This window comes from Arthrospira sp. PCC 8006 (assembly GCF_046480465.1).
Classification (GTDB): Bacteria; Cyanobacteriota; Cyanobacteriia; order Cyanobacteriales; family Microcoleaceae; genus Limnospira; species Limnospira platensis.
The window spans coordinates 1-12,763 of sequence record NZ_PKGG01000154.1 but is presented as its reverse complement, the minus strand read 5'-3'; the positions used below and the strand labels follow the sequence as shown (position 1 = coordinate 12,763).

The 12,763-nt window shown below is 46.2% G+C and carries 10 protein-coding genes and 1 tRNA gene; 3 read left to right on the top strand and 8 right to left on the bottom strand.

The features are described 5' to 3' along the window. Positions 1 to 418 precede the first annotated feature (418 nt). The 4 genes from B9T16_RS19305 to B9T16_RS19290 all read right to left on the bottom strand — a co-directional run bounded on the left by B9T16_RS19305 (position 419) and on the right by B9T16_RS19290 (position 3,375). Positions 419 to 500: transfer RNA gene (locus B9T16_RS19305), tRNA-Leu, on the bottom strand. Further along, positions 479 to 1,354, bottom strand: a complete 876-nt coding sequence (locus tag B9T16_RS19300; RefSeq protein ID WP_317269948.1) for a M48 family metallopeptidase — start codon at positions 1,352 to 1,354, stop codon at positions 479 to 481. Before B9T16_RS19300 ends, B9T16_RS19305 begins: the two co-directional genes overlap by 22 nt. Positions 1,355 to 1,461: 107 nt before the next feature. Beyond that, positions 1,462 to 2,853 carry a UDP-N-acetylglucosamine 1-carboxyvinyltransferase gene (gene murA / locus B9T16_RS19295; protein WP_410245521.1) on the bottom strand — a complete coding sequence of 464 codons (1,392 nt, stop codon included), beginning with the start codon at positions 2,851 to 2,853 and terminating at the stop codon, positions 1,462 to 1,464. A gap of 219 nt (positions 2,854 to 3,072) precedes the next feature. Further along, positions 3,073 to 3,375 (bottom strand): hypothetical protein, encoded by a 303-nt coding sequence (locus B9T16_RS19290; RefSeq protein WP_410245520.1) that lies wholly within the window; start codon positions 3,373 to 3,375, stop codon positions 3,073 to 3,075. A 540-nt stretch (positions 3,376 to 3,915) separates the two neighbouring features. Here B9T16_RS19290 and ald point away from each other — a divergent pair. Continuing rightward, positions 3,916 to 5,001, top strand: coding sequence for an alanine dehydrogenase (ald, locus tag B9T16_RS19285; RefSeq protein WP_410245519.1), 1,086 nt, complete (start codon positions 3,916 to 3,918; stop codon positions 4,999 to 5,001). 315 nt (positions 5,002 to 5,316) lie between these two features. Here the strand turns inward: ald and B9T16_RS19280 are convergent, their stop codons facing one another. After that, positions 5,317 to 5,898: a TIGR04376 family protein gene (locus B9T16_RS19280; RefSeq protein ID WP_006616653.1), complete on the bottom strand. Its 582-nt coding sequence runs from the start codon at positions 5,896 to 5,898 to the stop codon at positions 5,317 to 5,319. Between the two features lie 99 nt (positions 5,899 to 5,997). Continuing rightward, positions 5,998 to 6,690: a ComF family protein gene (locus B9T16_RS19275; protein WP_410245518.1), complete on the bottom strand. Its 693-nt coding sequence runs from the start codon at positions 6,688 to 6,690 to the stop codon at positions 5,998 to 6,000. Positions 6,691 to 6,778: 88 nt separating this feature from the next. Between B9T16_RS19275 and B9T16_RS19270 the strand changes: the two genes are divergently transcribed. Beyond that, positions 6,779 to 7,699, top strand: coding sequence for an NAD(+) kinase (locus B9T16_RS19270; protein WP_410245517.1), 921 nt, complete (start codon positions 6,779 to 6,781; stop codon positions 7,697 to 7,699). 19 nt (positions 7,700 to 7,718) lie between these two features. Here B9T16_RS19270 and B9T16_RS19265 read toward each other — a convergent pair whose 3' ends face one another. Together B9T16_RS19265 and B9T16_RS19260 are read right to left on the bottom strand one after the other, a co-directional pair. Further along, complete coding sequence (locus B9T16_RS19265) at positions 7,719 to 9,341, bottom strand: adenylate/guanylate cyclase domain-containing protein (protein ID WP_006616650.1); 1,623 nt, start codon at positions 9,339 to 9,341, stop codon at positions 7,719 to 7,721. 9 nt (positions 9,342 to 9,350) lie between these two features. After that, complete coding sequence (locus B9T16_RS19260; protein ID WP_006616649.1) at positions 9,351 to 10,952, bottom strand: iron uptake porin; 1,602 nt, start codon at positions 10,950 to 10,952, stop codon at positions 9,351 to 9,353. A gap of 107 nt (positions 10,953 to 11,059) precedes the next feature. Between B9T16_RS19260 and B9T16_RS19255 the strand changes: the two genes are divergently transcribed. Beyond that, a complete protein-coding gene (locus B9T16_RS19255) occupies positions 11,060 to 12,517 on the top strand; it encodes a recombinase (protein WP_410245516.1) in 1,458 nt (485 codons plus the stop codon). Positions 12,518 to 12,763 lie beyond the last annotated feature (246 nt).

Here is a 12,763-nt window from a genome sequence, read left to right as displayed (position 1 = left end):
TTGAGTAAAAAACACACTAAACGCACTTAAAGCGGCATCCTCCATTCCATAGCGGCGATTTTTACCCCGGCGCTTGTCCGGTAGCGATGACAAGCACTGGCGGAAAGAACCGACTAGAGTCTCAAAGCCACCTGGCTTTTTCAACGGCTCTGGCGCTCCTGGGTTTCTTGGATGTCATTACGATACAGGGATGCTGGGGACTTGAACAGGTTTTCGCCAAAATGAGAATTGCTGGGGGGGGGTGGTATGGGTATTTGACAGATTGATTAAGTTGTGCTTGTTGACTGAGTAATCATCCTATTGACAGAATTATTTTCCTGTGCTAGGACTAGATTGTGAGTAATATCTGAGTAACTAGGTATAGTTATCGGGTTAAGTAAATCCCGGTTATTCCTACCAGCATTAGGTCAGTTAATAGTGGGCAGAGTCGGACTCGAACCGACATGACCGAAGTCGCCACATTTTGAGTGTGGTGCGTCTACCAATTTCGCCATCCGCCCGAATTGGTTACTTTATCATTATACACGATTTTTCGAGATTGCAACAAAAAATTATAATCGGGGCTACTGGCCCAGCGATAGATTTCTCTGGCCCTTAGTACAGGTAGGGGATGGGTGAGTTGAGCGGTTTGGGCTTGTTTAAGTAACTCTCCCAACTCATCACTACTCATTTCATCATAGGCGATCGCTTGTTCAAGAAAAGCATCCAAATTTAGTTGAGGGGCCAAAGTTGGGGAACCTCCGGACAACTTCATCAAAACCGACATGACCACTCTAGGGTCTTGGGTAGCCAACAATGCAGCGCGATCGCAAGTAAACTCAGCACAGCGGACCCATTCAAGAATCTGAGTTTGTAGGGACTGAACCAAAAGCGCACCCAAAGTAGAGAATTGACCCGCCGCCAAAATAATCAAATTCGCCAAAGTCAGATAAACGCCATGCTCACACTTGAGATGTCCCAACTCATGACCAATCACGGCTTGAATTTCTTCAGGAGTCAACAAATCCACTAAAGAGGTATGTAGGACAATAAAAGGCTGTTTTCCCCGCATAGCCAAAGTGTAAGCATTAGGGACTGGGGAAGACCTAACATAAAGTTGTGGCGGTTCCAAGTCCAAAGTATCACAAGCCGACAACAAGAGATTATGGAGATGTGGAAGCTGTTTTTGACCGACGAGAACACTGGAAGCAATATTTTCCAAATAGAAAAACTGCTCACCGACGGAACCGAGCAACTGACGGACGATCACATCTAAACCGGGAATTTGCTTTAAAGCATTAGTCGCCTGTAAATCAAGGGGATGGCGGAAATGATCTGCTTTCAGGCCAATGAGAGGATTAGGAGACAAAGCCATAGTATTGAATCAAACATTGGGGAAATACAACAAGGGGCGGGTTAGCAATACCTAGGGAGTACCTGGAGGTTAGCTATCGGGCCCCTATAGTTAATTATTACCCTAGTTTACTGATCTTGGGAAGAAGAATTTTCCGATTCAGGTAGTGGCTCTATACGTTCTATGCGAGCCCCTAAATCTTTCAACTTGAGATCTATGCGTTCATAACCGCGATCGAGATGTTGTAAATCGGAAATGGTAGTTTCACCCTCAGCGGCTAAAGCAGCCAATACTAAAGCAGCTCCGGCTCTTAGGTCTGTAGCCCTTACTGGCGCACCAGATAAAATAGGAACACCACTAACGATCGCCGTATTACCCTTCATGCGGATATCAGCCCCCATGCGAATCAACTCAGCCACATGGTGTAGGCGGTTCTCAAACACAGTTTCCGTAATCAGACTATTACCCTTACTCAGAGTCAGCAAAGACATAAAAGGAGCCTGCATATCTGTAGGGAAACCAGGATAGGGGAGGGTTTCGATATCTGTGGGTAGGATTTCCGGACCCGGAATAATCCGAATCACTTGATTATCTTCGGCGAGAATAGTTGAGCCAGTTTTCCGTAACTTAGCAATCACGGCGGTGAGATGATCGGGAATAACCGGAGCCAGGGTTAGTTCAGAGCCAGTAATGGCGGCGGCTAATAAAAAAGTCCCCGCCTCAATGCGATCGGGGATGATAGAATAATCCACCGAGTGCAGATGGCTAACTCCAGAGATGACTAATTTCTTAGTTCCCGCCCCCTCAATTTTAGCGCCCATAGCCCGACAGAAATTAGCCAGATCAATAACTTCGGGTTCTTGAGCCGCGTTATCAATAATAGTTTCCCCATCTGCTAACACTGCGGCCATCATCAGGGTTTCCGTGGCTCCCACACTGGGATAATCCAGATAAATCTTAGCGCCTTTGAGACGGCGATCGCTCCCAGTCACGTATGCTTCAACTATGCCATGATCAATTTGCACATGAGCGCCCATCGCTCGTAGTCCCTGAACATGGAGATCCACAGGTCTAGCACCGATAGCGCATCCTCCCGGTAGAGGAACCTTAGCTATCCCTAAGCGAGCCAAAAGCGGTCCGATAATAAAGAAACTAGCTCGAAGCTGACTAACTAACTCATAGGGTGCTTCAGACTGAGTAAGTTCTCTGGCATTGATATCAATAACGCTACCATCTCTTTTGAGGTCTACCCCCACAGCCGATAGAATTTGCCCCATAGTGCCGACATCAACCAATGACGGAACATTCCGTAGCCGGCAATCTTCCGAACACAGTAGAGCGCCAGCCATAATGACTAGCGCCGCGTTTTTAGCACCGCTGATAGCTACCTGTCCTTTCAGGGAAGAGCGGCCCGCTATTTTGATAATAGGCTGATCGGCATCAGAAGCCGTAGGAACGTTGGAAGAATTGAGAGTGAGTGTAATGGGTCTACCCTCCAAAATTGGGTTTTGACTGTGCATTGGTGGTTAATTTTTTTGTTCTGATTCTACCGGAAAGATTCTAAATGTCTAGGGGTAAAACAGGACACTATTCGTATTTATGGGGTGCAAACCCCTATTAGATAAGGATTTGCGGCTATAATAAAACAGTATTAAGTTGGATGCCAATTTACCGTCGCCCCATAGACAAGGTAAAGATATCCCTGGGGAGGGGGGGGTTGAATGTAGGGGCGGGTTCCGCTAAACGCTTGGCCACCACCGCAGCAATTTGGTAAACCCGCCCCGGCTTATAGGGGGTGTTTCTGGGAGGTGCGCCACCACCGCAGCAATTTGGTAAACCCGCCCCGGCTTATAGGGGGTGTTTCTGGGAGGTGCGCCACCACCGCAGCAATTTGGTAAACCCGCCCCGGCTTGTAGGGGGTGTTTCTGGGAGGTGCGCCACCACCGCAGCAATTTGGTAAACCCGCCCCGGCTTGTAGGCGATCGCATTATAGTTGACATACCTCCTCGTCCTGAAGGAGCGAGGATTCCTTGACGCTTCACAGCAATGTGCTACCTAAGTATTCTTACCCTGGCTCTGCGTCTGTTTAGAGTCTCCCAATCCCCTGTGGCGACTATGTTTAATTGTACTCAAGCCCAAAGCTGTTTGTCTTCAGGGATGTAGTTAAATATTGCCCCTCGGAACTGTCTAGGTGCGCTCTCATCGTAGCTATTTCAACGGGTCTTGATCCTTATGACTTCTCTATTTGAGAACCAAGCCGTCCTAGAAGGCTATGCACTGAGTGTCATCGAAGTGCGATGCAGTGAGCTTGTCGAAGTGACGGGGTTTTAGAGCCATTCTTCTGATAATGGTATTGATGCAGAGGTAGTACACAACAAGTTCTAATGTCGGAACTCGGTTTGTCGGGGCGATTTTTTGGCACTTTTGGTCCTAGTCCGGTGTTTTCAAGATAACCCAACCTATCGGATCTGCTGGATGCCATAAAGCCAATGCTAGGCTATATTTTACCTGGTTGCCACACCTGCAAGGAATTTGTAGGGTGTGCAGTTCGGACATTCTCAGAAAATTAAGGTTGAGGTTATATGGAAATTGGTGTCCCCAAAGAAGTTAAAGATCAGGAATTTCGGGTGGGATTAAGCCCCAGTAGTGTCCGAGTCTGTTGTGAAAAAGGCCATCAGGTTTTTGTGGAAACACAAGCGGGGGTCGGGGCGGGATTTTCTGACCAGGACTATCTCGAAGCAGGCGCTAAGGTGGTTTCCTCACCCACAGAAGTCTGGAATCGTGAATTGGTGGTCAAGGTCAAAGAACCCCTACCCTCAGAATATCCCTTTATTCAGAAGGGACAACTTCTATTCACTTATTTACATCTGGCGGCGGCTAGGGAATTGACCGAACACCTTATTAATAGTGGGGTGAATGCGATCGCCTACGAATCAGTAGAATTATCAGACCGACGCTTACCACTACTCACTCCCATGAGTATCATTGCGGGTCGCCTTTCCGTACAGTTTGGAGCCCGATATCTGGAACGCCAACAAGGGGGGCGAGGGGTTCTCCTGGGTGGTTTCCCCGGTGTGAAATCCGGTCATGTGGTGATTTTAGGTGGTGGTATCGTCGGCACGGAAGCCGCCCGCATTGCGGTTGGTATGGGTGCTATGGTGACAATTATTGATATTAATGTCGATCGCCTCTCCTATTTAGAAACTTTGTTTGGTTCCCGGGTAGAATTGCTTTACAGTAATTCAGCCCACATTGAGGCTACTGTTCCCCAGGCTGATTTACTCATTGGTGCGGTCTTGGTTCCAGGTTTTCGGACTCCGATTTTAGTTTCCCGTGAATTGGTCGCTAAAATGCGCCCCGGTTCTGTATTAGTTGACGTGGCGGTTGACCAAGGCGGTTGTATTGAAACTCTGCGGCCTACTTCTCACAGTCAACCCACTTATATTGAGTATGGGGTCGTTCATTATGGGGTTCCCAATATGCCGGGGGCTGTACCCAGTACGGCTACCCAAGCCTTAAATAATAGTACCTTGCCTTATGTTCTCAAATTAGGCGATCGTGGCATTCGCGCTTTAGCTGAAGATGCCGCTTTAGCTAAGGGTTTAAATGTCGAAAATCACCAACTTGTTCATCCCGCCGTTAGGGAAGTTTTCCCTGATTTGGCTTAGGTTTAACTATCTATCTATCGCCGCCAGTTACTGATGGGGTGGTTGGCTCAACTGCCCCATTCTCTAAAGTTGATTTTTTATTCAAAAAAAAAATTTTGTTCGGCCCCCCTGAGCAGAGGGTTGACAACAGCCGGGAACTAATGATAAGATATTAAGATACAGTTTTATAATGGAAATATGTTTAATAATTTCAAAAAAGTCACCACTCCCATTATCTAAATGGTAGCACGAGCCCCCCGCAAAAGCAACCCCACCCCCCGAAAAAAAATTTTTCGCAACAAAACTTAATTTTTTTTTACAAAAGTTAACACAAAGTTATTGACGCATATTGCGCTTGAGTTGTTCGAGTTCGTCATCCATTTCCCACTGACGAAACTGCTGTTCGAGTGGGTCAGGGGTGGCTTGAAAGCGAGTGTAATCATTTCCTTGGTTCCATCCCTGGGTTTCCCAAGATTTAGTTTGGGTAGTTTTAGTGCGGTTGGCGGCGGATTCCTGCTGTTTAATTTTAACCTCTTTGCGTCGCTGTTGAATCTGGCGATAGAGTTCCTTAGACTTTTCGATGCGGTTTTTAACGCCCTGCATTTGTCCCCAGCGCTGATTTCCCTGTCGCAATAGGGAGGCTTCTCTTTCTTGTGCGGCTTCAGCGAGGTCAGGGCGGTTGGCGGCTTGTGCTTTAGCGACCCATTTATGCCATTTTTGGATATCTTGTGCGATCGCCAAAATTTCTTCAGTGCATTTCTTTTCCTCACGCTGTAGGTCAGCAATTAATCGGAGGGTGTCCTCTTCCTGTTGACGTAACTGTTCCTCAAGGGCTTGCAATTCCAGATCAGGATGATCTCGCAAAAATTCCTCTAGGCGGGTTTCCAGAAAGCGGCTGAAATCTTCAAATAAGCCCATAATGATTGTCGGTGATGGCTATGACGGCTAATTATATTTTAGCGAAATCTAGGGAGATCTCAACCAAAAAGGATCAGTGATTGGTAGGGTTGTCAGTACCTAGCCCATAGATGATAGTGAACGAGGGGAAGATTTAGGGGAAGCTGTGGTAGCTAATGCGACGACTCCAGCTACTTTAATTTTTCTCAACTTCAAGGCTTGAATAGCAGCATTAACCGTAGCCCCAGTGGTATAAATATCATCAATAATCAACACAGAACTGCGAGGGGGAAGGGTGTCTTTTCCGACTCGTAAAGCCCCCAGCAAATTTTGTTCTCGTTGTTGTCGGGATAAGCCGTGCAGGGCTTCGGTATTTTTGACCCTTTGTAAACCATGGGGTTTTATAGGTAAACCTGTAATTTCACAGAAGCCGCGCCCCAATAATTCTGCCTGATTAAAACCCCGTTTTTTGAGTTTATCGGGATGTAGGGGAATAGGAACTACAACTAAATTCTGGGGAACCCGGTTGACAGTATTGAGCCACCCCTCGGCTAGACAATAGCCTAACATTTTGGCGATTTGTGGGTTGCCATCATATTTTAAAGCAGCGATCGCTCGTTTGAGGACTCCCCCATAGCGACCCCAAACAAAAATCGGCACCTGACCGGGGAATAGTCCTGGGTGGGTAAATTGACATTCTAACAATTGTTGTTGACAATAGTGGCAGAACTCCTGATCTGTAGGTCTTGCACAGAGGGGACATTCTGGCTTTAAAAAGAGATTAAAGACAGATTGAAGAATAGAATTAGTCATGGCGAGTTAAAAAACAGAGAATCAGACAATTGCGGTGTTGGGCAATTTTGGTGGATAATCATAGATTAAACCAAGGTTAACTGGGACTGTGCAGATTAAACAAGTCATCATTGCTCATAAATCTAGGGATAGGCTGAGTCAGCGTTGGGCGCAACAATACGCCCGAGAATTTGAACGGCGGGGATGTCAGGTTTTGATGGGACCGAGTGGGGCGAAAGATAACCCCTACCCGGTGTTTCTAGCTTCTAGTAGTAGTCCTATTGATTTGGCGGTGGTATTAGGGGGAGATGGAACGGCTTTAGCTGCGGCGCGACATTTAGCGGAAGCAGGTATCCCCATTTTAGCAGCGAATGTGGGGGGGCATTTAGGATTTTTAACTGAGTCGTTTGAGGATATAGAGGATACGGAAACGGTTATAGATCGTTTATTTGAGGATCGCTACGCTATTGGACAGCGGATGATGTTACAGGCGGCGGTTTTTGAAGGTTCCCGCGATCACCTAGAACCGTTAAGCGATCGCTTTTTGGCCCTAAACGAAATGTGCATCAAACCGGCTTCTGCGTATCGAATGCCTACTTCTATCTTAGAGATGGAGGTTGACGGGGAAGTAATTGATCAATATCAAGGGGATGGCTTAATTGTGGGAACCCCCACGGGGTCTACCTGTTATAATGCGTCTGCTGGTGGTCCAATTGTGCATCCGGGGATGGATGCGATCACTGTTAGTCCCATTTGTCCCCTCAGCTTTTCCAGTCGTCCTGTGGTAATTCCTTCGGGGTCAGTGGTCAGTATTTGGCCCCTAGCTGACCTCGAACATGATACTAAATTATGGACTGATGGGGTATTGGCTACATCGATTTGGCCGGGACAGCGGGTTGATGTGAGGAAAGCAGACTGTCAGGCTAAATTTATCATTCTGCGGGAGGACTATTCGTTTTATCAAACCCTGCGGGAAAAATTGCAATGGGCGGGGGCGAGAGTTAGACATATTAATAATCACCGGAATTAATGCAATTAGACTAGGGTGATCAAGGTTTTCCAACTTCCACATTTTGATAAATGGTGACGGGATGATCAATGCCTTTAAAGGTGTAATCTCCCATTAGAGCAAATTGCTCAGGCGATCGCAACATTTGATAAGTCGCCTGACTAATGACACACTTTCCTGGGGGACAAATCGGCTCCATTCTCGCCGCCAAATTAATTGTTCCCCCCAAGACGGTATAATCTACTCGTTGGGAGCTACCGACATCCCCAACTACCGCCCTACCGCTATTAATAGCAATACGCAGTTGTAGTGGTTCTGATAACTTACCTTCAGCGTTGAGTTTTTCTAGGCGTTCTAACATTCCTAAAGAGGCATGAACAGCGCGTTCTGCGTGGTCTGATTGCGCTTCAGGCGCGCCAAAAAACGCCATGATACAATCACCAATAAACTTATCTAAAGTTCCTCCCAGGGCAAAAACTTCCTGCAACATTTCCTCAAAAAAAGCATTAAGTAATGTCGCTAATTCCTGAGCAGGTAAGCGTTCAGAAAGGGCAGTAAAACCGACAATATCAGCAAATAAAATACTAATTTCAGCATCTGTGGAAGGCAAACGGCCATTGTCTAAAGCGCCCACATTGATTAAGTGCTGTACGACCGCCGGGGTATGGTAGCGTTCCAGACGTTCACGGATAGTGCCTTCCCGCTGTAATTTTTGAGTAAGTAACCAACGTTGAACACTAGCCGCGACTAAATTTCCTAAGGCTGAGAAAAAGCTCAAATCTTCATCTCCGCCACGAGTCCAGTAGTCAAAGGAAAAATGAGCATCTCCATATAAAACACCTACGACATGATCCTCATCCCATAGGGGAACTGCCAGACAAGATCGGATATCTTTAACTAGAATACTGGGTTCACTTTCAAAGCGTGTATCCTGTTGAGCATCAGCGGTTTTAATAGCAATTTTATCACGAAAAACTCGCTGACAAATACTGCGACTAATCCAGCTTCCATCAATAGATATATCTGGGTTGTTACCGGATTTTTTCGAGGCTACTTTGACGAGTTCTAGTTGTCCGTCACCATTGAGATCAACGAGTAAAGCCAAGCGTTCAATAATGGGGATATCATGAAAAATCACGGACTGAGTTTGTGAGAAAATGGCATCAATAGACTCAGCACTATTCAAACATTTAGCAATTTCTACTAGGTCTTGTAGGCGGGCTACAGAGCGACGATAATTATTAATATCCTCATCAAATTGGGTGTTACTTTGAATCCATTGTTGTTTAAGATCCTGAACCCGACCAATTAAATTAGTTCCTTCCACCAGAGTCCCAATTTTGCGCCCGCCATTTTTCTTGGTATCTGGTGCTAGGATATCTAAGCGGATCTGATCAATTCGCAACTGGTCGTTAAGTTTGAGGGGGTGAGGCTGGGTTAAGGATATATCATTTAGACAAGTGCCGTTTTTACTACCTAAATCTTCCACCCACCAACCACCATCAGTCCCTTTATAAATGCGGGTATGACGGCGCGATACTTCAATAAAAGGCAGTTGCAGGTTACACTCAGGCGATCGCCCAATAATAAATTCATTGCGATCGACCGGAATTAGCCTTTCGGGTTGGTTTTCAAGAATTAGTCGCAGCCTGAGTTCAGCCATGAAAAATGATTAAAATAAGAATGTGGTACGCAAAACACCGATTACAACTGTGTCATTATTGGCATTATGTTCTGGATTGGTGACCATAAATACACCCGGTGTCACCCAGATATAATCACTGACACGGAAACGGTAGAAAGTCTCGAAGTGTAAGGAGGTATCGCGATCTTCTCCCAAGGGCAAATTACGGCCGGCTACCAGTTTAGGCGGTTGACCAAAGATAAAGGCAAATAGGTCGCCATTACGGCCGAAGGGTTCAGACCAACCGAGAGAAAGGCTGTAGGTGGTAGTGTTGGCATAGGCGTTGCTGGTAGTTGATTCCCCAAAGGTCACGCCTCCAAAGGCGGCGAGGGTAATATTCGATTTGATGCGCCACTGGAAGGACCCCCCTACTGCATTAAAGTTCATGGGTTCATTGAGTAACCCGGAGGTGTCGGCGCTCAAACTTCCGGTGAGGGTGTCTAGGCGACCATTGGCAGAGTAGGCATTGATATAGGTTAAACCTGCCAAGGTGTTAGCACTGGGTTTTAGTAACAATTGTACTCCTAAAGCACTATGATCGGAATGACTAATGCCGAGTGTGGCATCGGAGCTGCTGCGAGCGCCATAGGCTACCTGTAGTCGCACTTTATCGGAAACTAACCAATCAAACCCAGCGCCTCCGTCTAAAGCGCCCATTTTAAATAGGGGGCTACCCTCACCAAAGCGGGAAATGGCACCGCGACCGCTATCGAAAAAGGGTGAGTTAGCAGTGAGGACGTTGCTGAGACTAAATCCTACGGGGCGGACGGTGAAGACTACCCGGTTATTAAAGGCGGGAAATCTGTATTCTAGGTAATCGAGGAATAGTTGATTATTGCTATCAGTTTGGTATGACAGCAGGGCCATATCTCCCAACCCTGGATCTTCTACGGTTCCGGCTAATCCTCTATTTTCAAAGTTACCGGAAACGAAGCCTATGCGGAGGCGATCGAGACCACTAAAGGAAGATACGGTTCCGAGACGCAGGAGATAGTGGAGGGTAGCTTGATGGTTGTCTCCGGTGCCGGGAGGGTCTCCGCCTACGGCACCAGCAAAGCCGAAGATGGCTTCACCACCGAATATGGTGGTAGTGGAAAATTGGTTAGCTTCTAATTCTGCGGTTCTGGCTTCTAGGGCGAAGATACGACCTCCTAAGGTGGCGAGTTCGGCGGCAAATTCCTCTTGGAGACGTTGGAGGACGGCGAGATCTTCACGGGTAACTCTATCAACTACGGAGGCGGCGATCAGTTCGTTAATTCGCTCTAAACAGGCGTTGAGTCCGGCGGCGAATTCGTAGCGGGTCATCGCGCGGTTGCCTCTATAGGTTCCGTCGGGATATCCTGCTATACAGCCATAGCGTTCAACAAGGGATTGTAGGGCTTGAAATGCCCAGTCTGTGGGTTGAACGTCTGAGAGTTGGGAAACGGAGGTAACTTGTCCCTGAACTTCTACTAGGTCATCGGTGCTAATGATGTCTTCGGAGAGTTGGGCGATCGCTGTATTGGTATGGATAATAGAAGCGATCGCACTGGTAAGGGGAAGAATCATTGCTACTTTTGACCAGAAACTATAGCCCCATAATTTGCTCATTTGACAACACTCCTCAGAATTAACAGCGTCTATATAGCCTACAACCCCTATTCTACCGTTACTTAGGTGTTACTCAAAACCATAGCAGGATAACAAGTGAGTAAAAAATGAGTAACGATATCAATACCCCTACTGTAGGGGGAAAGGGTAACTATAATGAGAGTTACACTAGGTTCGTGAAAGCCTATCAGGAGTTTAAGGGGGAATGTCCCAAAGGAGTGACACTCAAACTACAAAAGTCCGGGGCTAGGTACAACCTACTATTGCAGTTTAAGCAACCACCTACCGGGAAACGGCTACCCAAAACGGCTAACCTTGAATGTACTCCAGAAGGGGTTATTGATGGAGTCAGGAAAGCTAAGTTGGTATCTGAAGCCCTGGGAACTATCACTAGCGCTAGTGAATTTTGGGATTGGTACGATAAAACCATCCTAGGGAAAAATCAGATTGAGGATAATCTGATAACCTACCGGGAAATATTTCAACAACTGGAGGATAAGTATTTTGCGGGTTGCAACCGCAACACAGGACGACCGCGTTCTCGCGATATCGCTAGCGACTTAGCATCTTACGAGTCTACTAAAGGGACATATTTCAAGCTGTTCCCTAACTGGGATGAATATCCTAGCTGGGAGAGTTTCAAGGCTATGCTATATATTCCCTTGCAGAATGGAGAACAATTAATAGGCTCCAAAACCTTCAAGGAACGTTACTACATCTTAAAAGCCATAGCTGAGAAATCACCTAACAAAGACCACTTGCTTAAAAAGCTTGAACCTATTGACCCCAAACAAACGCAATTTAAAAAGAGACAACGGATAGGCATCGATGCCTTTAAGGATTGGTGGTATAGCGCCAAACAAGAAGCCTATACTGTTAAAGGCCACCAACATCAATCATCCCGACATAGCTGGTTATGGGTGACTGGTATGGCAGTAATGTACGGGTTAAGACCTACCGAGATAGCCGCCGCAGTTAATCTAACTAAGCCATTTGTAACTGAAGATGGCGTAATCATCAAAGCACTGTCAGACCCCGATAATCAAGACAATTACTTGGTGCTAGGTGACTATGTTTACTTTACTGACGCAGAAGGTCGGAAAGTGAGTATTAAAACAGGGGGAAGGATTGTTGCTCCCATTCCCAGCCCTGAAATGTTTGATTTCCTAGAATTGAAACGACCGTTATTGCCAGAATATAGTCCTAGAAAAGGTAGTAAACCCAAAAGCATAGTTACAGGCTTTGAGACAATCTTTAGTCAACGACTTCAATTCATGAAATGCCCGGTGACCCAAAAATATGCTTTTCGTAGGCTGTACAACCTGTTAGGTGAAAAGTATGGACTACCTATCGAGTTGCGAGCTAGACTTATGGGACATAGCACAATCATTAATGAGAGTAACTATAAAACAAAAGGGATTGACGCTACCTTAGAAGTTCTCGAAGGATGCTCTAAGTTACCTATACCGTTAAACGTAGCCATAGAACGGTTAACAGCGTTAGGGGTTGATATTGATGCTCCAGAAGCTAAATTATTTCTCAGAGTTATCTATCAGATAGATTAATCTAATCGTCAACCTTTCATAAATTAACACCCCTAGATTAAACCCCTAGGGGTTATTTTATGGCTACAAATTGATGGATCCTGTTATGGCTTTGAGTAACACCTAAGTAACGGTAGAATAGGGGTTGTAGGCTATATAGGCGATTCGAATCCTTCCGCCCCAGTTTAGTATAAACCCTTATCCTGACAGCGATAGCGGGTTATTACTCAACCCAATAACTATGCCTAGTTACTCAAATATTACTCA

Bases quoted from the DNA above. Each gene is read 5' to 3' on its own strand.
- B9T16_RS19255 (WP_410245516.1), top strand. From the start codon at position 11,060: ATGAGTAACGATATCAATACCCCTACTGTAGGGGGAAAGGGTAACTAT.
- B9T16_RS19280 (WP_006616653.1), bottom strand. From the start codon at position 5,898: ATGGGCTTATTTGAAGATTTCAGCCGCTTTCTGGAAACCCGCCTAGAG.
- B9T16_RS19300 (WP_317269948.1), bottom strand. From the start codon at position 1,354: ATGGCTTTGTCTCCTAATCCTCTCATTGGCCTGAAAGCAGATCATTTC.
- ald (WP_410245519.1), top strand. From the start codon at position 3,916: ATGGAAATTGGTGTCCCCAAAGAAGTTAAAGATCAGGAATTTCGGGTG.
- B9T16_RS19260 (WP_006616649.1), bottom strand. From the start codon at position 10,952: ATGAGCAAATTATGGGGCTATAGTTTCTGGTCAAAAGTAGCAATGATT.
- B9T16_RS19265 (WP_006616650.1), bottom strand. From the start codon at position 9,341: ATGGCTGAACTCAGGCTGCGACTAATTCTTGAAAACCAACCCGAAAGG.
- B9T16_RS19275 (WP_410245518.1), bottom strand. From the start codon at position 6,690: ATGACTAATTCTATTCTTCAATCTGTCTTTAATCTCTTTTTAAAGCCA.
- murA (WP_410245521.1), bottom strand. From the start codon at position 2,853: ATGCACAGTCAAAACCCAATTTTGGAGGGTAGACCCATTACACTCACT.